Raw genomic sequence first — 22,001 nt, forward strand, 5'->3', positions numbered from 1 at the left:
GATGCAGGGGGCAACGCCCGCATGGTGCCATGTTCGGGGCAAGGCGCGTCGAGGGTGTCTGCGCGATAATGCGGCCATGAGCATCCAAGAGCTTTCCCCCGCGCAGGCGCGCGAGCGCCTGGCCCACGGCGCGGTGCTGATCGATGTGCGCGAGGCGCACGAGCGGGCCGGCGGCATGGCCGAGGGCGCGCGCGGCGTGGCAAAGGACGAGCTGCAGGCCGACCCGGCCGCGCATCTGCCAAAGCACGACCAGGAAATCCTGCTGATCTGCCAGAGCGGCAAGCGCTCGGCCGATGCCGCGCAGTTCCTGCTGGAGGCCGGCTACACCCACGTCGCTTCCGTGACGGGCGGTACCGTGGCCTGGCGCGAGCAGTCGCTGCCGCTGGTGCAGCCGGTGGCCAGCGCTGCCGACCGCGATTTCTACGACCGTTATTCGCGCCACCTGCTGCTGCCGCAGGTGGGCGAGGTCGGCCAACGCCGGCTGCAGCAGTCGCGCGTGATGGTGCTGGGCGCGGGTGGGCTGGGCGCGCCGGCCGGCTTCTACCTTGCTGCGGCTGGGGTGGGGCACCTGCGCTTCGCCGACCATGACCGCGTGGAGCGCAGCAACCTGCACCGGCAGATCGTGCATACCGAAGCCAGCGTGGGCCAGCTCAAGGTCGATTCCGCACGCGAGCGGCTGCTGGCGCTGAACCCGTCGATCGAGGTCGAGGCCGTTCCCGAGCGGGTCACCTCCGAGAACGTGGATGCGCTGTTGGACGGCGTGGACGTGGTGCTGGATGGCTCGGACAACTTCCCGCTGCGCTACCTGCTCAACGACGCCTGCATCAAGCACGCCAAGCCGCTGGTGTATGCCGCCATCGAGCGCTTTGATGGCCAGGTAAGCGTGTTTGACGCCGGCCGCCAGCGTGGCGTGGCGCCGTGCTACCGCTGCCTGTTCCCCGAGCCGCCGCCGCCGGAGTTCGCGCCGAACTGCTCCGAGGCCGGTGTGCTGGGCGTGCTGCCTGGCCTGGCCGGCGTGCTGCAAGCGACCGAGGTGCTGAAGCTGCTGCTGGGCATCGGTGAACCACTGGTCGGCCGCCTGCTGCGCTTCGATGCGCTGGGCATGCGCTTCCGCGAGACCGGCATCCGGCCGGACCCGCAGTGCCCGGTGTGCGCGCCGGGCGTGCCATTCCCGGGGTATATCGATTACGCCGCGTTCTGCCGGGGTGGGTGAGGCTGGCCGGGGATTCATCCACGCATGGCGTGGATCTGCTGTAGAGCCGAGCCTATGCTCGGCTGTTTCTGGCCTCGGCACGAAGAGCAGCCGAGCGTGGGCTCGGCTCTACAGATCACGGCACCTACCCAAGCATGTGCGTGGTTTCGGGATGATGCTGGGGGTCGCTCCCTACATCGTTCCATCTCCAAGACAATCCGGCGCAACATGCGTGCTATTGCCGTCATCGGCATTGCTCTATTGTTGAACCCGATTCTGGATCTTGGGGAACACACCGCATGGCGGTAGAAGCAGCGACCAGCGAGCTGGTCAAGGTCGTCGCCCTGTTGGGCGCGGCGGTGGTGATGGTGCCTTTGTTCCGTCGGGCCGGCCTGGGCTCGGTGCTGGGCTACTTCGCCGCTGGCCTGGCGATCGGACCGTTCGGGCTGGGCTGGTTCTCCGACCCGCAGGCGATCCTGCATACCGCCGAACTCGGCGTGGTGATGTTCCTGTTCGTGATCGGCCTGGAAATGCGGCCCTCGCACCTGTGGAGCCTGCGCAAGGAAATCTTCGGGCTGGGCACGCTGCAGATCGTCACCTGTGCGCTGGTGCTGACCAGCATCGCCAAGCTGTTCGGCCTGCCGTGGCAGGTGGCCTTCATCGGCGCCACCGGCTTTGTGCTCACATCCACCGCGGTGGTGATGCAGCTGCTGGCCGAGCGCGGTGACATCGCGCTGCCGTCGGGGCAGAAGATCGTCTCCATCCTGCTGTTCGAAGACCTGCTGATCGTGCCGCTGCTGGCGCTGGTGGCGTGGATGGGCCCGAGCGCCGGCAGTGCCGATGGCGAGGGTTCGCGCTGGCTGTCGGTGGCGATCGGTGTGGGTGCCATCGTCGGGCTGGTGCTGGTCGGCCGCTTCCTGCTCAATCCGTTGTTCCGCGTGCTGGCCGAATCGAAGGCGCGCGAGGTGATGACCGCCGCCGCGCTGCTGGTGGTGCTGGGCGCGGCGCTGCTGATGCAGCTGTCCGGCCTGTCGATGGCGATGGGCGCGTTCCTCGCGGGTGTGCTGCTGAGCGAGTCGACCTTCCGCCACCAGATCGAGGCGGACATCGAGCCGTTCCGCGGCATCCTGCTCGGCCTGTTCTTCCTCAGCGTGGGCATGGCGCTGGACCTGAGCGTGGTGGCTGCGCACTGGCAGCTGATCCTCGGCCTGGTGCTGGCGTTGATGGCGGCCAAGGCGCTGTGCATCTACGTGGTGGCGCGCGTGATGGGCAGTGACCACGCGCAGGCGCTGGATCGCGGCGTGCTGATGGCGCAGGGCGGCGAGTTCGCTTTCGTGCTGTTCTCTGCTGCCGCATCGGCCGGCGTGATCGACCTGGAGATCAATGCCAACTTCACCGCCGTGGTGGTGCTGTCGATGGCGCTGACCCCGCTGGTGGTGCTGGTCTACAAGCGCATCGCACCGAAGCCGACGGTGAACATGGACGGCGTGGACGAGGCCGATGGCCTGTCCGGCAGCGTGCTGCTGATCGGCTTCGGCCGCTTCGGCCAGGTTGCCAGCCAGTCGCTGCTGGCGCGCGACGTGGATGTGACCATCATCGACAACGATGTGGAGATGATCCAGAGCGCGGCGCGCTTTGGCTTCAAGATCTATTACGGCGACGGCACGCGTCTGGATGTGCTGCATGCCTCGGGCGCCGCGACCGCGCGTGCGATTGCGGTGTGCGTGGACAAGGCCGAGGCCGCCGACCGCATCGTTGAGCTGGTGGCGCATGAGTTCCCGCAGGCCAAGCTGATGGTGCGTTCGTTCGACCGCGAGCATTCGCTGCGGCTGATCCATGCCGGTGTCGATTTCCAGATCCGCGAGACCTTCGAATCGGCAGTGCTGTTCGGCCAGGCCGCGCTGGTGGAGCTGGGGGCGGATGAGGACGACGCGATCGAGATTGCCGAGCAGATCCGTCGCCGCGATGCCGAGCGTTTCGAGCTGGAGATTGCCGGTGGTGGTCTGAATGCCGGCGCCAAGATGGTGTTCGGCAACTCCGGCCAGGGCGTACCGACGCCGACGCCGTTCACCGCGCCGAAGCGGGCAAGCAAGACGTTGAACCCGCAGGACGTGCCGGAAGAGGAAGAGTAAAGCCCGGTCGTGCCGGCCGCTGGCCGGCAGATACGGAAACGTTCCGACGTCGTGGGGTTGCCGGCCAGCGGCTGGCACTACCCGTGTGGGGAATTGCCGAAGCCGGCGGTTGGTAGTGCCGGCCGCTGGCCGGCAAATGCGCAAACGTTCCGACGTCATGGGGTTGCCGGCCAGCGGCCGGCACTACCGTGTGGGGAATTGCCGAAGCCGGTGGTTGGTAGTGCCGGCCGTTGGCCGGCAGATACGGAAACGTTCCGACGTCAGGAGGTTGCCGGCCAGCGGCCGGCGCTACCGTGTGGGGAATTGCCGAAGCCGGTGGTTGGTAGTGCCGGCCGCTGGCCGGCAGATACGGAAACGTTCCGACGTCATGGGGTTGCCGGCCAGCGGCCGGCGCTAGCGTGTGGGGAATTGCCGAAGCCGGTGGTTGGTCGTGCCGGCCGCTGGCCGGCAGATACGGAAACGTTCCGACGTCATGGAGTTGCCGGCCAGCGGCCGGCACTACCGGTGCGCGGTGTCGGTGCGCGGCGGTGGGCGAGGGGGCCTGAATCGGGGACAATAGCGTCCCCGCCGCTCCACGCCTGCCCCCGATGACTGATTCCGCCGCCCCGCATCCTGCCCGCATCCTCGATGGCCGCCGCATCGCCGAGGACCTGCTCGACAGCCTGAAGGTGCGCGTCGACGCCCGCGTGGCCGCTGGCGGCAGCCGCCCGGGCCTGGCCGTGGTGCTGGTCGGTGGTGACCCGGCCTCGACCGTATACGTGCGCAACAAGCGCCGCGCCGCCGAGAAGGTCGGCATCGAGGCACACGATTACGACCTGCCGGCCGGTACGACCGAGGCCGAGCTGCTCGACCTGATCGACCAGCTCAACGCCGATCCGAAGATCAACGGCATCCTGATCCAGCTGCCGCTGCCGGGCATCCCCGACGCGCGCCGGCTGATCCAGCGCATCGACCCGCGCAAGGACGTGGACGGCTTCCACCCGGAAAACGTCGGCCACCTGGCCCTGCGCGAGTTTGGCCTGCGCCCGTGCACCCCGCGCGGCATCACCACGCTGCTGGGCCACACCGACCAGCCGGTGCGCGGCCGCAACGCCACCATCGTGGGTGTGAGCAACCACGTCGGCCGCCCGATGGGCCTGGAGCTGCTGATTGCCGGCTGCACCGTGACCAGTTGCCACAAGTTCACCCCCAAGGACGTGCTGGAACAAGCCGTGCGCAACGCCGACATCCTGGTGGTGGCGGTGGGCCGCCCGGGCATCGTGCCGGGCGAGTGGGTGAAGCCGGGCGCGGTGGTGATCGACGTCGGTATCAACCGGTTGGATGACGGCCGGCTGGTGGGTGATGTTGGATTTGAAGCGGCCGCCGAGCGGGCCAGCTGGATCACCCCGGTGCCGGGCGGCGTCGGCCCGATGACCGTGGCCACGTTGATGCAGAACACCCTGGAAGCGGCGGAAGCGCTGAGCTGACCTGCGATTGGGGAGAACTGCTGTTGGTGGGTGCCGACCGTTGGTCGGCACAATGCCGGGCAGGCCGATGACCCGCTCCTGGTAGGTGCCAACCTTGGTTGGCACGATCCGTCCGGCACCTGGACCCCAGGTGGGGTGAAGGCCTCTGGCTGTTTGTGCCAACCAAAGTTGGCACCTACCAAGGGCGCTCCAGGGCTGGCCTGAGTGATCCTCTTAAGGTGGGTGCCGACCGTTGGTCGGCACAATGCAGGAGACACAGGTGTCTGAAGGGTAGTGCGGACCAACGGTCCGCACCCACCAAAGGCAGGCCGATGACTCGCTCCTGGTAGGTGCCAACCAAGGTTGGCACCTACCAAAGGCAGTATGCCGCCGGCCCGGATGGCCCCGCTGAACCAATCACCGCCCGCGCGACACTGCGTCGCATCTACCCCCTGCCACGCGGCGCGAAAAAGGGGTAAAATGTCGCGCTTCCCCACATCTCGGGTATGCCGATGCTGCGCATCCAGGCTGAAGCACTGACTTACGACGACGTCTCGCTCGTCCCCGCCCACTCGACCATCCTGCCCAAGGACGTCAACCTCGAAACGCGGTTGACTCGCGACCTGAAGCTCAAGCTTCCGATCCTGTCCGCCGCGATGGATACCGTCACCGAAGCCCGCCTGGCCATCGCCATGGCACAGCTCGGCGGCATGGGCATCATCCACAAGAATCTCAGCCTGGAACAGCAGGCCGCGGAAGTGGCCAAGGTCAAGAAGTTCGAGGCCGGTGTCATCCGCGACCCGATCACCGTCGGCCCGGAAACCACCATCCGCGACGTGCTGGCCCTGACCCAGGCGCACAACATCTCCGGCGTGCCGGTGGTGGGCAGCGACGGCCTGCTGGCCGGCATCGTGACCCACCGCGACATGCGCTTCGAGACCGAGCTGGACGATCCGGTCCGCCACATCATGACCAAGAAGGATCGCCTGATCACGGTCAAGGAAGGCGCCGCCAGCGACGAAGTGCTGCAGCTGCTGCACCGCAACCGCATCGAGAAGGTGCTGGTGGTCAATGATTCGTTCGAACTGCGTGGCTTGATCACCGTCAAGGACATCCAGAAGAACACCGACTTCCCGAACGCTGCCAAGGATCTGTCGACCCGCCTGCTGGTCGGCGCGGCCGTCGGCGTGGGTGGCGATACCGATCGCCGTGTGGAAGCGCTGGTCGCCGCCGGCGTGGACGTGATCGTGGTTGATACCGCGCACGGCCACTCGCAGGGCGTGCTGGACCGCGTCAGCTGGGTCAAGAAGAACTTCCCGCACGTGCAGGTCATCGGTGGCAACATCTGCACCGGCGAAGCCGCACTGGCGCTGCTGGACAGCGGCGCGGACGCAGTCAAGGTCGGCATCGGCCCTGGCTCGATCTGCACCACCCGCGTCGTCGCCGGCGTCGGCGTGCCGCAGGTGACCGCCATTGATCTGGTAGCCGAAGCGCTGCAGGACCGCATCCCGCTGATCGCTGATGGTGGCATCCGCTACTCGGGCGACATCGGCAAGGCGCTGGCCGCCGGTGCCTCGACCATCATGGTCGGCGGCCTGCTGGCCGGTACCGAGGAATCGCCGGGCGAGACCGAGCTGTACCAGGGCCGTTCGTACAAGAGCTACCGCGGCATGGGTTCGCTGGCCGCCATGGAGAAGGGGTCCAAGGACCGCTACTTCCAGGACGCCGCCACCGCCGACAAGCTGGTGCCGGAAGGCATCGAAGGCCGCGTGCCGTACCGCGGCCCGGTGGGCGGCATCATCCACCAGCTGATGGGCGGCCTGCGCGCCACCATGGGCTACGTGGGCTGCGCCACCATCGAAGACATGCGCAGCAAGCCCAAGTTCGTGAAGATCAGCGGCGCCGGCCAGCGTGAGAGCCACGTCCACGACGTGACGATCACCAAAGAGCCGCCGAACTACCGCGCCTGACGCGGGCCGAGCAAAGAGGAACGGGGAAGCACTTCCCGTTCCTCTTTCTCCATCTGCCGCCGTAAATCTGATTTCGTTTTCCCTACTGCATTGCCGGGGCGCCATGACCAACATCCATAACGACAAGATCCTCATCCTCGATTTCGGCGCGCAGTACACGCAGCTGATCGCCCGCCGCATCCGCGAGCTGGGTGTCTACTGCGAAATCTGGGCCTGGGACCACAACCCGGCCGAGATCGCCGCGTTTGGCGCCAAGGGCATCATCCTGTCCGGTGGCCCGGAATCGACCACGCTGCCGGGTGCGCCGGCCGCGCCGCAGGAAGTGTTCGACAGCGGCCTGCCGATCTTCGGCATCTGCTACGGCATGCAGACCCTGGCCGCGCAGCTGGGCGGTGCCACCGAAGCCGCTGACCAGCGCGAATTCGGCCACGCCGAAGTGAACGTGATCAACCCCGATGCGCTGTTCAAGGGCCTGAGCGACCACGGCGGCGAGCCGAAGCTGAATGTCTGGATGAGCCACGGCGACCACGTCTCCGTTGCACCGCCGGGCTTCACCATCACCGCCACCACCGACCGCATTCCGGTGGCCGCCATGGCCAACGAAGAAAAGCGCTGGTACGGCGTGCAGTTCCACCCGGAAGTGACCCACACCCTGCAGGGCCAGGCGCTGCTGCGCCGCTTCGTGGTGGACGTGTGCGGCTGCCAGACCCTGTGGACCGCCGCCAACATCATCGACGACCAGATCGCCCGCGTGCGCGAACAGGTGGGCGATGACGAAGTGATCCTGGGCCTGTCCGGCGGCGTCGATTCGTCCGTGGTGGCCGCACTGCTGCACAAGGCCATCGGCGAAAAGCTGACCTGCGTGTTCGTGGATACCGGCCTGCTGCGCTGGCAGGAAGGCGACCAGGTGATGGCGATGTTCGCCGAGCACATGGGCGTAAAGGTGGTGCGCGTGAATGCCGCCGACCGTTACTTCGCCGCGCTGGAAGGCGTGAGCGACCCGGAAGCCAAGCGCAAGATCATCGGCAACCTGTTCGTTGAGATCTTCGACGAAGAGTCGAACAAGCTGAAGAACGCCAAGTGGCTGGCGCAGGGCACCATCTACCCGGACGTGATCGAGTCGGCCGGCAGCAAGACCGGCAAGGCGCATGTGATCAAGAGCCACCACAACGTGGGCGGCCTGCCGGAGCACATGAAGCTGGGCCTGGTGGAGCCGCTGCGCGAGCTGTTCAAGGACGAAGTGCGCCGCCTGGGCGTTGAGCTGGGCCTGCCGCGCACCATGGTCTACCGCCACCCGTTCCCGGGCCCGGGCCTGGGTGTGCGCATTCTGGGCGAAGTGAAGCGCGAATACGCCGAGCTGCTGGCCAAGGCCGATGCCATCTTCATTGATGAGCTGCGCAAGGCGGACCTGTACGACAAGACCAGCCAGGCGTTTGCCGTGTTCCTGCCGGTGAAGTCGGTGGGCGTGGTGGGCGACGCGCGGGCTTATGAGTGGGTGATTGCGCTGCGGGCCGTGGAGACGATCGACTTCATGACGGCGCATTGGGCGCATCTGCCGTATGAGTTCCTGGGGACGGTGAGCAATCGGATCATCAATGAGTTGCGGGGGGTTTCAAGGGTTGTCTATGACATCTCGGGGAAGCCGCCGGCGACTATTGAGTGGGAATAAGTTGAAAGAACGAGGGCGCCGAGAGGCGCCCTTGTTGTTTGTGGTGTCCACTATCCGTCCGGCGAACGGCAGCTGGTAGGCAGCGGAGGGCTGGACTCGAAATTGTCTCCAATTCAAACGTGAGGCGCCGCCGCTCAGGCGGATAGTTGTGATATACCGTCGAGGTATTGGGCGCGTTCATTGGAAGGGGGGGGTATGGACGAAACGGTAATTTGGAGAAACATATCAATCGGGGCTCCTGATGCGGAGGCGGACACAGACCTCCTTGACGCTTGCTTTGTCGATACGGGAACACTGGAGTCGATACAGTCGACAGAGAGTCATGCATCCATTGTTCTCGGTAGGACAGGTCAAGGTAAGAGCGCCGTCCTTCTCCGCCTGATGGCTGTCGAGAAGAATTCCGTTCAAATCAGACCTCTGGAGCTTGCGTTTCGCTTTGTTGAGAACTCGACAGTAATCCGGTTTTTTGAAGATGCTGGTGTGAATCTCAACCTGTTCTATCGCCTGCTCTGGCGACACGTCCTAGTAACCGAATTGATACGAAAGAAGTTTGTCATTCGTGATCAGAACGCTCTGGATCGTTGGCTTACCGCAATATCTTCGAAGTTCAAGAGAGATACTGCGAAGAGTGCAGCCATTGAGTATCTGCGCAGGTGGGGTCAAAGCTTCTGGCAAGAGACGGAGGTGCGCCTTGTCGAAATCACGGAGAAGATCGAAAGCGAACTGACGGCTTCGCTCGAGGGAAGTGCTCTCGCTGCAAAGATGCGCGGCGCCGCAGGTGAGAAGCTCTCCGAAACTGAGAGAGCTGAGGTCGTCAGTCGAGGCGCCTCTGTGGTCAACAAAATCCAGATCGCTGACTTAAATCGAGTCATGCAGATCCTGGCAGAAGAGGCGTTCAAAGATGAGCAGAACAAGCACTTCATCGTGATTGACTCGCTAGACGAAGACTGGGTTTCAAGTGCCGCGAAACTCAGGCTTATTCGCGCGCTAATCGAGGAGGTGAGAACCTTCAGGAGTGAACTTCGAAACGCAAAAGTCGTGGTTGCTCTCAGGCAAGATCTGATCGAGCGCGTCTTTGACGAGACGAGGGATGGTGGGTTTCAGGAAGAAAAGTACGAAAGCTACTATGCAAGGCTGAAGTGGGATCGAGATGACCTCGAGTCTGTCGTCAGAATGCGAATAAACGAAATATTCCGTCGTAAGTACACTTCTAAGAAGCTCAGTATTGAGGACATATTTCCCAGAGCTAGAGGTGGCGACTCTCCCATGGATTACATGCTGGAAAGGACGCTCCATCGACCAAGGGATATCATTGCCTTTACGAACGAGTGCTTGCGCATTGCAGAAAAACGTCCGAGGATCTCATGGGCGGCGATCGGGGACGCTGAGGCAACCTACTCTAGAAAGCGCAGGAATGCCTTAGTTGACGAGTGGTTGAGCTCATTGCCATCAATTAATATCTCATTGGAGCTTCTCCAGGGCGTCAATGAGACCTTTACTCGATCGTCAATTACTGATGAACGGCTGGAGCCTGTTGTCACGCAGCTGGCCACATCTGACAAAGAAGACGAGACTATCCGGCTGTGCAGGAAGGCCTTTGAGCCGAAGTCATCAGTCACAATGGCGCAGCTTCTCTCATCTATAATTCGATCGCTTTATCATGTGGGCGCAATTGGAATCAAGTACTCACCTGAGAGTCCTTTTTTGTGGTCCTTCAGAGACGATCCCGACATCTCAATGGGGGATGCAAAGCGTGTTGTGTCAATAAAAGTTCACAAGATGTTATGGAAGGCCTTGGACATCCGCACTGGTAACGTATTCAAGAGAAAATGAAGCGGGTCACATGATGGTATGCGCAGAAGCATCTACATTGGTAATATTGACGCGGTCACGGGAAAGCTCTTATTACAAGGGCAAAGGCAAGTCGTGAAGTTCGGCGGATCCGCTCAGGACCAAATATGGCCCTTGTGCTAGTTGCTTTCCGCTTCTGTGCGGAAGTTGGTGCCATGGCTGAATAGCCTCACTATGCTCGTGGCAGTGTGGGGTTCCGACTCCGATCAGGTCGCCAAGTTACCCAGGTCGGTTGTTTCGACTGGCTGCTCGATTCGATTGGCTTGATAGAAGGGCTCGGCAGCCCTAGGATCTAGCTTTATTGCGCTGAATTAGTTTGAGCTGAATCGATTCGCGGCTATTGCTGGTGCTAAGAATTAAGAGGGGGAGCATGCTGTATCATTTCGTATTCCGAGAGATAACGAGTGATGATCTCGATACTCACTGTCATTTTATGCCTGAAGAACATGAGTTTGAGATGCATATGGACGCGCTCGCTCATGATATCGAATGGCTAGAGGGTGTCACTGTGGTTCGTCGGGATGGCTCCCATGGAATTTCAGTAGAGGCAGACACGGCGCGTGACCTGCTAAAGAAACAGCTGGTTCCGCTGCTCCAGAACCACTGGGCGTACTTGCGGATTGAGCTATGATCGCAGGGTGACGGCACAATCCAGCAATATAGGGGATAAGATGAAAGCAATTTATACGGGAAAAGGCGTTAAGACTGTTGATGGGTACAGCTTTCAAGTTAGTTTTCTAGGTCTCGATATTTCGTGCTTTGTTTCTAGGGGAGCTCTTCAAGATGTCGATCCAGACAATCGATTCAATTCTGAAGAGCAGCAGTTTCTGAGCAATCAGCAATACTTCGTTGAGATGGCGGAAAGGGCAATAATTGCGGCGATCCCGCCAAAGGTAACGGTCGCGTAAATCTCACTTGGTAGATCGTTCAGGATGACGCCGTTTCATGTCTCAGCTTATGTAGGCTTTAATCAGAAGTTGGGTGCTGCGGCAGTCGGTGGCTTCTGATGATTGGTTCAAGCGAAACTGCCTCGCTGGCGGACCTGGTTCTGGTACTTCTGGCCATTTGACGTCAGTTGTTCGCCCAAGATGGACATCCATCTGCCTTTGGGTTGAGATATGTTGAGGTAGTCAGTATTTTCCGAGTATGGTTATGAATAGACGTGTTGGCCGGGCCATGCCGGCCTAAGATCAGTGGTGTCAAGAGCAAGGCCCTCGATGCAGCACTTTTTTTGGTATTTAGGTTATTGAAGAATATCGATGCCCACTTCGATTACGCAATCCTCTGATTGGGTCGATGTAGTTGCAGCCCTCGGTACCGCCGCAGCAGCTGTTTTCGCTGCCTATGGCGCCTGGACCTCCCGAGAGAGTGCAAGAGCAGCCCGCGATGCGGTTAATGAGGCGAAACTGGCAAGGCAGCTTGAGCTGGAGCCGAAGCTTATCCTTGAGAAGGATTTTCTTGACTTGCAGTTTGTCTGGCCACATAAGGATACGCTCAATGGAGAAGCTGTCTATTTAGCCAGAAATCACTGGAAGGATAATTCGCCTTCTCCACCCGCGTTCAAGCTTCAGAATTTTGGCCAAAGCCCCGCGTTGGAAGTGACCATCGAATGGACTCTCGAAACTGAGAATTCATTCGATATTCCTTTGGGGCTCAAGGCCATTGGAGTGGAAGTAATACCCGCCATGCCACACGATGTAGGGGGTGGCCCGAAGAGTCAACTAAATTTCCGCAATCCGGACGGGAGCGGATGTGGAGTGCCGCTTTACTTGAAATGGACGACTGACCTGGCCAATTGCGCCCCAGGGCAGCCGCGCGAAGTTGAATTTCCAACAATGATACTCAGTTCGCTTTTTGCTAAGGCACTCGGGCATGGGTCGAAATCGATTGAAATAGTGCTAAATGCGAAATTGCATTTCTACTCAATAGATGGAAGTATTCATATTTCCCAGTTTCGGTGGAAAACGATCCCCTTCTGGCATGGTCAGATTAGTCCCGTCATGGCACACAGTCATTTCTTTGAGCTTCCTATGTATCCAAAGCCAGAAGGTCCTCGGGTTGCGTAATTGGCAATCCGATTGCTCATTTGAGCCGAATCCGCTTCCCGGTTTGGCTTAATTCAAGTGTTGAACATCCTTAGTGTAGTGGTGAGAAGCAGGCACTGGTTTCCTCTGCAAGCATTTGCGTGACCAAGAGTGGTTACTCCGGCCTAATCTCCCGGCAAGCCCACTCAACCAGTCCCCGGCAAGCCAGAAACAACCCATCAACCACCCCCTCATCCAAATGCCGCTCCGGCTCCGCTGCCACCCGGCAGCGGTCTGCCGCGTGCAACACCTCCAGCACCGTCAGCGCGCCCACCATCGCACGCTCGCTCTTCGCCAGGCTCACGCGGCGGCCGGGTGATACATCGTTCTCTGGCCAGGGCAGCCCGTCGGCTCCCTCACCCGCGCGAATGCGCGTGAGGATGCCGAGCAGGGAGTTCAGGTCGGGCAGGGGAGTGTCGTCGTTGATGGGCTCAACGACGGCGTACGAGGAGAAGGTGTCGGATTCGTTCATGGCGTCGGCTTCCGTGACTGTGCTTAACAGCGCCACCGCGAAGAGGTGGCGGACGGTGCGGGTTCCAAACCGGGACAGACAGTTGTCAATAACCGGCGGGTCCGAAGACCCCCACGCACCGCCCGCCATAAAGGCCGACGGATTGCCCGCCGGCACCGGTTAAGGGCGGTGCCGACGGGCAAGCGTAAACAACTATCTGTCTCGGGTTTGGACGCCCGCTGCCACCCGTTGTCGGTGGCACGCCATGGTGTTTACGCAGCCGCTTCGAATGCCAATAGAAATTCGCGAAGGAATCGCGGAATCCGAAAGCGAAGAACTATTGTTGCATGCACCATTCGTGCAGCACGCGACGCCAGCAGACGCATTCGCGCAGCTGCTCTGCTGATGGCGAAACAAAGTGGCGCAATCGCCCGTGCCACAAGCGAATAGCGCGACAGCCTTCTTTGCAACAGTTCTTAATCCGCCTCGCCAAACAACGGCACGCGATCAGCCGCACAGCACGAGAAGCGGTTCAAACCCGACACCGCTAACAAGCCTTCCGGCTTCAACCAACGCGATCCTCAACCGCATTCCCTACCAGCAACTCAATCATCGCCCTTGCCGCCGCCGACTGCCGCCGATGCGGCGCATAGATCACCGAGAACGGCCTCGACCGCCCGCGCAGCTGCGGCAGCACCTCCACCAGCTGCCCACGCTGCAACCGCTCGCGCACGATGAACTCATAGCTCTGGCAGATGCCGATGCCCTGTTCGGCCAGCGACACCACGCCCAGTACATCGTCGGAAGTCTCGATGGACGAACGCGGCAGCCAGTCCACGTCGCGCCCGCCGTCGCGGAAGATCCAGGGCGCCAGCCGCCCGGTGCGCGGCATCACGAAGGGCAGGCACAGGTGCTGCTGCAGGTCGTCCAGCGTCTGTGGCGTGCCGCAGCGCTGCAGGTACTGCGGCGAGGCCACCAGCAGCAGCGGGGCGTCTTCCAGCTTCCGCCCCACCAGCCCGCTGTCCGGCAGCTGGCCCAGGCGGATGGCCAGGTCGAAGCCTTCGGCCACCAGGTCCACGTTGCGGTTGGTGATGTTCAGTTCCACCTGCACCTGCGGGTACTGCTGCGCAAAGCGCGCCAGCACGGGCGGTAGCCGGTAGTGGCCATAGGTGGTGGGCACGCTCAGGCGCACGCGGCCAGCCAGCGCACCGTCCTGGGCCAGTACGTCGCGCTCGGCGTCGTCCAGCAGGCCGAAAGCGGTGCGCACCTGTTCGAGATAGAGCCGCCCGGCGTCGGTCAGGCCCACGCGGCGGGTGGTCCGCTGCAGCAGCTGCCGGCCCAGCCGCGCTTCCAGACGGGTGACTGCGCGGCTCAGCACCGAGGGCGTGGTGGACAGCGCCACGGCGCCGGCCGTGAACGAGCCGTGCTCGACCACCGCCAGGAACACCTCCACATCGCCCAGGTAGTCGAACTTGCGGCTCATTTGGCTCTCCGGGGAACAGATGTTTTGCGATGGAGCCAATTTATCGCCGCTGGGGCGATGAATAAAGTGGCCGCCATTCCCTGATTAGGAGCTCCCCATGAACCTGATGACCCGGCTGGCCGCAGCGCTGGCCCTGACCCTGGCCGCCAGCGGCGCGCATGCCGCCAACGTGCTGGTGGTGCTGTCCGACGAAAACCACCTGGACCTGAAGGACGGCAAGGTTCTGTCCACCGGCTTCTATCTCAACGAGCTGATGCAGCCGGTCAAGCTGCTGCTGGACGCGGGCCATGAAGTGACCTTCGCCACGCCGCAGGGGAGGGCGCCGACGGTGGATGCGTCCTCGGTGACGCCGGCGTACTTCGGCAACGATGCCGTGCAGCTGACGCTGCACAAGGACTTGCTGGAGAAGCTGGCGCTGACCTCACCGACGGCCTCGCCGGTGGTCAGCCTGGCGCGCGTGGAGCAGCAGGGTTACGCGCGCTTCGATGCGGTCTACATTCCCGGTGGCCACGCGCCGATGCAGGACCTGCTGAAGAGCCACGCGCTGGGTCGGCTGCTGGCCGACTTCCACCAGCGCAACAAGACCACCGCGCTGGTCTGCCATGGGCCGATCGCGCTGCTGTCCACGCTGCCGGATGCCGATGGTTTCGTGGCGACGCTGGAAGCGGGTGCGATGCCGGCCATGCCGAAGTGGATCTACAGCGGCTACCAGATGACGGTGATCAGCAACCAGGAAGAAGAGCAGGCCAAGCCGCTGCTGGGCGGTGGTGAGATGAAGTTCTACCCGCAGACCGCGTTGCAGCGGGCGGGTGCGACGTTCAGCAGCAATGCCAGGCCGTGGACCGGGCATGTGGTGGTGGACCGCGAGCTGATTACCGGGCAGAACCCGGCTTCGGCGCTGGAGGTAGGGCAGCGGTTGGTGGAGCGGTTGAAGTAAGGGGGCTACGAAGCAGGGTGCCGGCCTTGTGGGCCGAGGGGGCCAGCGCCTCGGCCTGTCTGTGGAGGTGCCAGCGTGGTCGGCAGAGCGGGCATCAGCCCTTCGCGAGCGCTGCCCCTGACAGATCTTCAATCTGGGAAAGCGCGTGACGCGTCGCGGCCCAATCGCCGGCGTGCCTGATTGCTACGCCTCCGGCCGCTGTCCAGGCATCACAGTTCTCTTTGAAATCATCGATCAGAACATCGCCCGGCTGGTGCATGAAGAGCGGCTTGTGCCTCCCGCCAAGCACAGGCAGCACCAGGCAGGTCGCTGACAGGTGTTCGCGAACCCACAGCCGCTTCTGGATGGCAGCGAGCGGATAGTTTGATTTCGGGCAGGCCGTGAGAATCACCGGGTTCAAGTGGTGGATGCTGTGGAAAAACTCCACTGCACCTTGCATCGGCGGAAGGTCGCGGAAGAATGACGGGTGGTTGTTGATGTGCCCCCACATTTCATCGTCGGCAAGCACGCGGTGGTCCAGGCCAAACACGGCGGGGAATGCCGCGTCGAAGTCGGCCATGACACCATCAAGGTCTACGTAGATGGTGCGTCTGGATGCACTCGATCCATCTATGTGTTGGTTGGCGAGCGGGTCCATCACCGGCATGGTCTTCACATCATCAGCGTTCATTTGCGCGTTCTCCTTTCAAGAGTGGGCTTTCTTCTTCATCGGTTCCCCAGTAGCGGGGCAAAGTGCTTGGCAATTGCGACAGACATGGCAGCAATCGCGATGCCGCTGGCGTCGGTCCAGGGCGAAAGAGTGATGGCCTGCAACCCCACCAATGCGGAACGCCAGAGTGCCTCTTGAGTCCATCAGGCGCTGCTGCAGCGGGACGGTGCACCGCGCCGTAACAACACAATACGGGCACCACCAACCAGAATTGAAACTGAGATGGGCATCGCCTCACGGCGATGCCGCCCGGCAGATGCCGTAATCGGCACGCTTGAAATGCGGTATATATCGCGGCGATTCTTCAAAGGCATGCCGAGTGGCTGCTCTGGCCGTTGGCCAAGACGAATGGCCCCAGCCACTGGTTCATTTCGCCAACCAAGGAGCAATCTGGCGCGCTGGTGATTGGATAATCCCAACGCGCTACGGAAAGGCCGAACGGGGATATGCCTGTGGCGCTCGTTCCAGACTGATCCAGGAACGTCACTGAACATGCATGTCCAGGCGCACTCAATATATCACGCCGACCAGCGCCAGCGGCTTGAACCCGCTCGATCTCCAGCAGTTTGATTGGGCAGGGCAAGGCCGGCATGGCACCATGATGGGCTGGCCTCGTCCTTCCGGCCGGGGCCGTTTTCCCAGGGAAGCCCACCAACACGACATGCGAACGTCCATCCTCTTCACCTTCTCCGCCCTGTGCCTTGGCCTGCTGTCCGGCTGTGCCAGTGGCCCGGAGGAGCACGCCTCAAGCCGCGAGATCACCAGTGCGTTCGTGGCCGACGACGGCCAGCTGTACCTGTTGCCGCGCTATGACGAGCCGATGCGCTTCAATGCCGCGCCGTTCCGCGAGTACCGCGCGCTGATGGACAGCCCGCTGCGCGAGGCGGTGGCCTGCGCGCAGATGTACTTCCATGAGGATTGGCGCGACCCGGCTAACAAGTCCAAGGTGCACGGCAGCTATGCGCTGCTGCTGCGGCCGGAGCAGGTGACGGCGGAACAGGCCGCGCAGTTCAAGCTGGAGCGGATTGAGGTACTCCCGCGTGAGGCCAAGGCCGTGGAGGAGCGGTCGCGCTACTACCTGCCGATGGACCGGACCCGCTACGCGCTGGCGTTTGACCGCGCCTGCAATCTTTCAAGGAAGGGCGGCAGCTATTACAGCGCGCTGTTCGAGGGCGAAGGCGAGCGGGTGCAGTTGCCGGATGCTGCGGCGCTGGCGGAGAAGGGGAAGCTGGCACAGCCGATCAATGCGCGGGCGCAGCGGATCCTGCCGGAGAGGGAGGACAAGCCGGGTGTGGGTTCGGCGGCGGGCAAGGTGCTCGGCGCGGCGTTGATCCCTGTGGCGGTTCCGGTGTTTGTGTTGAGCCTGCCGTTCCTGGGGCCGGATCACTGGAAGTGAAAGGGCGTTGGGGGAGAGCCATCCACGCGTGACGTGGATCTACTTGGGTATCGCCTGAAAGTTCATCCTGGAGATCTGTGTGCCCAGCACGCTGGAAACTGTTTTGAAGACTGTAGGTTTCATTGTCCTCGCGGCCCTTCCGTTGGTGATCCTCTGGTTCACCCTTCGGCGGATGTCAGCAACTGCTCGCTCGTACGTGAAATCGGGGCGGCATTTGCATGCCCCGCGCAGGATTTCCGGCAGGTCCATGACCTTGGTGATGGTGGATGGAAAAGAGGATCGCGAGCACTATTTCTTTGATACAGAATCCTTCTACCTGCGGCGTGGGCCGGTGCCCACGGCGGTTCCGCTTTCGCAGATCACCTCAGTCACACGAACGTCCGACGTCATCTATTCACGCTATGTCTGGCGGGTGTGCTTCAGCAAAGCGTCGGGCAGAAAGTGCGTGACGTTCACCAACAACCTGACGCTGTTCAACCGCGATTTCCTGCTGTTCCTGGAGGCGGTGCGGAAGGCCAATCCGCTGGCGACCGTTGATCGGGCCGGTCTGTTCTTTTGATTGTGCGGCGATAGCAGTGGCACCGATTGGCAAACAGAGGGGCCAGGAGGGCGGGTTGTTGTGAATTATTTCGAACGTGTTTCACCCACTCAGCCCATGCTGGCGGCGCGGATCTGGATATCCTGCTGCACGCGCTGATCTTCCAGCTGCTGCTCAAGCTGGTTGGCGATGGCGCGCTGCTGCGCTTCGCGGCTGACGGCGTCGAACTGCTGCATGGATTCTTCAACCGTGGTCTGCGCAGCCAGTTCGGTCGGCATCGCTGCGCGCTGGTGGCCGGGATCGCTGGGCTCGCCTTGGACCACAAACAGGGTGTGACCGGCCGGTTTGTCTGCGGTGGCGTTGCTCAGCAGTACGTGGTCGACGCGGTCCAGGTCGTTGTCCTTGGCCAGTACCAGCAGGCTGGCGGTCATGCGCTCGCTGGCTTCGTCGAAGGTGCGACCGTGTTTGGCGTCCAGCGCCGCTACGCCTTCGCGCACCTGTTGGTAGAGCGCATGATCGGGATGCTCGGGCTGGGTAGGCAGCAGGGGCGCGGGCGGCGCTTCGGGTTCCTGGATCGTTGCGCTTGAGGGTGATGCCGCCGGTGCCTCCACGGGTGGTGGCGTGTAGGGAGGCTCGTGCTGCGAGACTTGGGTCGCCGCGTCTGTCATCAGCGCGGGCGTAGCTGGCTCGGCTGCTGCGAGGGCGACTGGAACGTCTGACTCCGGCTGGATCGGCGCCGACTTCGCTTCGGCTTCGTGGAGGCGGGCAGTAGCCGGCACGGCTTCAGCCACTTCGGTCTGGATTGGCGGGGCCGGGGAGTGTGGGTCAGTTGCAACGGGCTCCTGCGCGGGAGCCGGGTACCCGATATCCGGCGTCGGTAGCGCACTCACTTCTGGCTGCGCGGGAGATCGCTCAGCGGAGGGAATCCTGGGTGACGGCACAGGAGCTGCCGGCATCGTGTGCGCAGGAGGGTTTGCCTCGGCATGCGCTTGTCGCTCGCTTGACTCATCCCGCGCAGGTTGCGTTGCAGAGGCAGCGATCGGCTCCTGTTGGGATACTTCGCGGCGAGCCGGTTCCCGCACGGGTTCCGCAGGATTCGATGGCGTCGGCACTGCAGGCGTAGGAGCGCGATGCTCCTGTAACAAGGGTGATGTGTTGGGCGCCAGTGCAGCATGCTCAACGGTGCGCGTATCGATCACGGCTTGTGGCGTCAGGCGTTCTTCGGCGTGCTCGCCGCGAACCTCAGCCACAGCAGCGGCGGCCACCTGCTGCACCTGCGGTGCAGCGACGCCAAGTCGATTGGCTTCCTGCATGGCCTGGTCGCGGGCATCGCGCTCGTTGGCGGTCAATGCCTCGATACTGCGTTCGTGGGCGCTGGGTACGGGCGCCTCCATCTGTTGGATGGCCCGGATCTGCGGGTAGGTACTGTTCAACTCGTCGCGGATGTTGCCCTCGGCCAGCGAATCGTAGATCCAACCGTCATGCAGCCACTCACCATCGCCCTGATGCTGATAGGTGCGTCCGTCGGAGGCGAGTACGTGATCGGGATGCTCACGGGCCCAGATCACTTCATCAGGAATAGCTCCGTACTGGGACCAGCCCTGTGCGGTGTAGGCCTCCTCATACTGCTTGGCAAAGGCCGCCGAGCTGCGGGCGGCATTGAAGGCCATGATGCCCTGTGCAGCTTCATCAAGCTGGGCAGCCTTGGTGGCGTCGGCTACTTCGACCGTGGTGTTTTTGATGCCGTGCTCGAGGACCTGATGGACGACCTCGCGCCGCCATTCGCCGGTCTCCGGGTTGCGCTCCCAGGAGCGCGGAAGGGCGCTGGGTGTATCGCTGGCGTCGCCGGCAATGCTGAAGGGATTGATCGGTTGATCAGGCTCGGACAGCCGCAGCCCGACGGCCCGGCTTGAGGCCTGGTAGTTCAGTTGCTGGGTCAATTCGGCGTCGGCCGTGAGCAGCGTGGTCGCGCCGTAGATCGGGCGATCGGCCAGGGTACCGACGGTGCCTACGATCTCCCGCTCGCTGTGTGTCCAGCCATTCTCGGGATGCGCCGGGTCAAACGTCCAGACCCTACCGGTGCTGTCGGCCTGATTGTTGATCTGGTACTTCTCGATCCAATCGACGATCTCACTGCCACCCCAGGCGCCTAACCCGCCACCGATGATGCCGGTAACAATGGCGCCGGGGCCGGACTCGATGCCCAGCAGCGTACCGACCTTGGCGCCCACTGCCGCGCCGGTCCAACCGCCGACGCTGCGTGCACCGAAGTCCAACAGCGCAGCTTCTGCGCCCGTCCGGTTGTCGCGTGCGTACAGATCGGCGATCTTTGTTCCTTCTGAGGCAGCTTCAACAACCGTCGCAGCGGCACCACCGATGACGGCGCCCCGCACCATGTTTGGGCGCACGCGGATGGTGTGGTCGACGCTGCGTGCTTCCTGGATGTTGGGCGTAATGCCTTCAACAACCTTGAGCGTTGCGCGCTCATCGAGAACGGCTGCCGCTGTTGGTGGGCTGACCTTGTCGTTGAGGGGCAGGGTGTCCGTAAGCTCGGCGTGCCAGCGGCCTTGTGCGCGCCAGCCATCGCGCAATGATTGGGTGATTCGGGGGTCTTTCAGCCGAGCCTCGCGTTCGGCTTCCAGCGCTGCGCCCGGTAGACGGGTATCGCTATGGCTGTCGTAGACCTGAGCGCCTTCGCGTCCGTAGAGTCGAATCTGGATGCCGGTCTCGGCCTGGACCTTGTCCAGATTTCCGGGCAGGGCATCGTAAACGTGCTTGCGCACGTCTTCGGGGACGTAGCGGCCGAAGCCTTCGTCGTCCAGCTTGTCAGTAAACCTTCGGTCGACACCAAGCTCGCTTTCCAACCGATGTGCGACAACTCCCCGAATCTCCACTTCGTAGCCCTTGGCCTGGAGATTCTTGATCAAGGCAACGGCGCTATCGCCATTACCCAAGGTGGTATCGAGGATAAGGTTCTTGCGGCCGTCGATCGCCGCAGAACGGAGTTCCTTGGCCCACTGGCTAGCGTCCGCGTGGGTATACCCGGACCAAGTGTAGGGGTACTGTTGACGCAGGCGTTCAACGTGCCGATGTTCATCGCGCAGTTCGTCTGGATCGATCGTAATGACATCTTTGTGCAGTTCTGCCCTCACCTCACGCTCTAGACTACCCTTGCCAGCGCCAGGCTGCCCGGAGAGTATGATCGCTTTGGGATTGTTATATGACGTTCGACCATCTATGCCGCTTTTTGGAATGATCTCTTTCCATAATATTTCTTGATGCAAATCTGACGAAAGGCGATCATCGACGGAGGCCATCACAGTCTCCTGAAGTTGACTTTAAAGTACTCCCATAAATCGTCAATTTCGGCCATGCCGATGTTGCGGGACCTAGCGAACGACATCAGTCGCTCCTTCTCATGGGCCTGAGCCATCGCCTTTGGGTCTGCCGATTTCTCGGCAGCCGCAAGTTCGGCGCGAGCTTCCATAACGAAAGTTCCCAGCCTTCCATCCAAAGCAGAGATCGCGTCATCGAAAGGCATCAGTGGAATTTGGCGTGATCGCTCAACTGATCGATTGAGGACTTCCTGCAATCGTTCGATATGCTCCGGATAGTCCTTGAGCATTTCGCGGAGCTTGGCTGGAACTGGAGGAGTGGATTGAAGCATAGTCGACACCTATTCAGTGGTCTTGCACGTTTTCATGAGTATCTGTACTTGCAATGGTGAGTTCAATGCCATCTGTAGCTGCCGAGTATCGAAAGGAGTCGTTAGATGCCTCCTGCATGAAGATCGAAGTGCTTTCTGAGTTCGTCGAGCCTGAGCAAGCCTATCCCGCCGGACCCAGCGAAGAACATGAGCTCCACCTTCCCTTGAGCCTGGGCGATAGCTTCGGGGTTGCCTGACGCATCTGCGGTTGCCAGTTCAGCTCGCGCCTCGGAGATAAAGCCACTAAGGTGGTCCTCTAGTAGCCAGACTGCGGCCTCAAAGGGTGGGATGGACCGGATTCTTCTGTCCATTACCGAATTGAGAACCTTCTGCAGTTGTTCGATATGGCCCGGGTAGTCTTTGAGAATTTCCCGGAGTTTGGCTGGAACGGGTGGGGAAGAATGGGCCACTACTTTCACCTTTCCGGGCAATCCATGC

General features: G+C 62.0%; 18 protein-coding genes. 12 read left to right on the forward strand and 6 right to left on the reverse strand.

Features of this window, described 5'->3' with window-relative positions:
* Window positions 1-76: 76 nt before the first annotated feature.
* The 9 genes from moeB to AC5P6X_RS15780 all read left to right on the forward strand — a co-directional run bounded on the left by moeB (window position 77) and on the right by AC5P6X_RS15780 (window position 12,325).
* Window positions 77-1,213 (forward strand): molybdopterin-synthase adenylyltransferase MoeB, encoded by a 1,137-nt coding sequence (gene moeB / locus AC5P6X_RS15740; RefSeq protein ID WP_329757251.1) that lies wholly within the window; start codon window positions 77-79, stop codon window positions 1,211-1,213.
* 278 nt (window positions 1,214-1,491) lie between these two features.
* Entirely contained in the window at window positions 1,492-3,324 is a 1,833-nt protein-coding gene (locus AC5P6X_RS15745) for a monovalent cation:proton antiporter-2 (CPA2) family protein (protein WP_329757253.1), read from the forward strand.
* Window positions 3,325-3,911: 587 nt separating this feature from the next.
* Window positions 3,912-4,790 carry a bifunctional methylenetetrahydrofolate dehydrogenase/methenyltetrahydrofolate cyclohydrolase FolD gene (gene folD, locus AC5P6X_RS15750; RefSeq protein WP_058982467.1) on the forward strand — a complete coding sequence of 293 codons (879 nt, stop codon included), beginning with the start codon at window positions 3,912-3,914 and terminating at the stop codon, window positions 4,788-4,790.
* 491 nt (window positions 4,791-5,281) lie between these two features.
* Complete coding sequence (gene guaB, locus AC5P6X_RS15755; RefSeq protein WP_075676539.1) at window positions 5,282-6,739, forward strand: IMP dehydrogenase; 1,458 nt, start codon at window positions 5,282-5,284, stop codon at window positions 6,737-6,739.
* Between the two features lie 103 nt (window positions 6,740-6,842).
* On the forward strand, window positions 6,843-8,408 hold the full coding sequence (gene guaA, locus AC5P6X_RS15760) for a glutamine-hydrolyzing GMP synthase (RefSeq protein ID WP_005413109.1): 1,566 nt from the start codon (window positions 6,843-6,845) through the stop codon (window positions 8,406-8,408).
* A gap of 195 nt (window positions 8,409-8,603) precedes the next feature.
* Window positions 8,604-10,241, forward strand: a complete 1,638-nt coding sequence (locus tag AC5P6X_RS15765) for a P-loop ATPase, Sll1717 family (protein WP_329756720.1) — start codon at window positions 8,604-8,606, stop codon at window positions 10,239-10,241.
* A 388-nt stretch (window positions 10,242-10,629) separates the two neighbouring features.
* Window positions 10,630-10,890 (forward strand): hypothetical protein, encoded by a 261-nt coding sequence (locus AC5P6X_RS15770; protein WP_329756722.1) that lies wholly within the window; start codon window positions 10,630-10,632, stop codon window positions 10,888-10,890.
* Between the two features lie 7 nt (window positions 10,891-10,897).
* Window positions 10,898-11,167 carry a hypothetical protein gene (locus AC5P6X_RS15775; RefSeq protein ID WP_329756723.1) on the forward strand — a complete coding sequence of 90 codons (270 nt, stop codon included), beginning with the start codon at window positions 10,898-10,900 and terminating at the stop codon, window positions 11,165-11,167.
* A gap of 351 nt (window positions 11,168-11,518) precedes the next feature.
* The gene (locus AC5P6X_RS15780) at window positions 11,519-12,325 is read left to right on the forward strand and encodes a hypothetical protein (protein ID WP_329756725.1); all 807 of its coding nucleotides are present in this window, start codon (window positions 11,519-11,521) and stop codon (window positions 12,323-12,325) included.
* A gap of 133 nt (window positions 12,326-12,458) precedes the next feature.
* Here the strand turns inward: AC5P6X_RS15780 and AC5P6X_RS15785 are convergent, their stop codons facing one another.
* Window positions 12,459-12,815: a hypothetical protein gene (locus AC5P6X_RS15785; RefSeq protein ID WP_329756727.1), complete on the reverse strand. Its 357-nt coding sequence runs from the start codon at window positions 12,813-12,815 to the stop codon at window positions 12,459-12,461.
* A 544-nt stretch (window positions 12,816-13,359) separates the two neighbouring features.
* Complete coding sequence (locus AC5P6X_RS15790; protein ID WP_329756729.1) at window positions 13,360-14,277, reverse strand: LysR family transcriptional regulator; 918 nt, start codon at window positions 14,275-14,277, stop codon at window positions 13,360-13,362.
* 97 nt (window positions 14,278-14,374) lie between these two features.
* Between AC5P6X_RS15790 and AC5P6X_RS15795 the strand changes: the two genes are divergently transcribed.
* Complete coding sequence (locus tag AC5P6X_RS15795) at window positions 14,375-15,214, forward strand: type 1 glutamine amidotransferase domain-containing protein (RefSeq protein ID WP_329756730.1); 840 nt, start codon at window positions 14,375-14,377, stop codon at window positions 15,212-15,214.
* Window positions 15,215-15,308: 94 nt separating this feature from the next.
* Here AC5P6X_RS15795 and AC5P6X_RS15800 read toward each other — a convergent pair whose 3' ends face one another.
* Window positions 15,309-15,884, reverse strand: coding sequence for a 5' nucleotidase, NT5C type (locus AC5P6X_RS15800; protein WP_165710387.1), 576 nt, complete (start codon window positions 15,882-15,884; stop codon window positions 15,309-15,311).
* Between the two features lie 700 nt (window positions 15,885-16,584).
* On the opposite strand from AC5P6X_RS15800, the gene AC5P6X_RS15805 reads away from it, so the two are divergent.
* Window positions 16,585-17,319, forward strand: a complete 735-nt coding sequence (locus tag AC5P6X_RS15805) for a hypothetical protein (protein WP_057501460.1) — start codon at window positions 16,585-16,587, stop codon at window positions 17,317-17,319.
* A gap of 79 nt (window positions 17,320-17,398) precedes the next feature.
* Window positions 17,399-17,878 (forward strand): hypothetical protein, encoded by a 480-nt coding sequence (locus tag AC5P6X_RS15810; protein ID WP_234411858.1) that lies wholly within the window; start codon window positions 17,399-17,401, stop codon window positions 17,876-17,878.
* Window positions 17,879-17,967: 89 nt separating this feature from the next.
* Here AC5P6X_RS15810 and AC5P6X_RS15815 read toward each other — a convergent pair whose 3' ends face one another.
* From AC5P6X_RS15815 to AC5P6X_RS15825, 3 genes are all read right to left on the reverse strand, one after another.
* Window positions 17,968-21,174 carry a zeta toxin family protein gene (locus AC5P6X_RS15815; protein ID WP_108270137.1) on the reverse strand — a complete coding sequence of 1,069 codons (3,207 nt, stop codon included), beginning with the start codon at window positions 21,172-21,174 and terminating at the stop codon, window positions 17,968-17,970.
* Window positions 21,174-21,482 carry a hypothetical protein gene (locus AC5P6X_RS15820; protein WP_088435962.1) on the reverse strand — a complete coding sequence of 103 codons (309 nt, stop codon included), beginning with the start codon at window positions 21,480-21,482 and terminating at the stop codon, window positions 21,174-21,176. The genes AC5P6X_RS15815 and AC5P6X_RS15820 overlap by 1 nt, the downstream gene beginning before the upstream one ends.
* Before the next feature lie 143 nt (window positions 21,483-21,625).
* Window positions 21,626-21,973: a hypothetical protein gene (locus AC5P6X_RS15825; RefSeq protein WP_239522877.1), complete on the reverse strand. Its 348-nt coding sequence runs from the start codon at window positions 21,971-21,973 to the stop codon at window positions 21,626-21,628.
* Between the last annotated feature and the right edge of the window lie 28 nt (window positions 21,974-22,001).

The organism is Stenotrophomonas sp. YJH_SMC_40 (assembly GCF_059368615.1).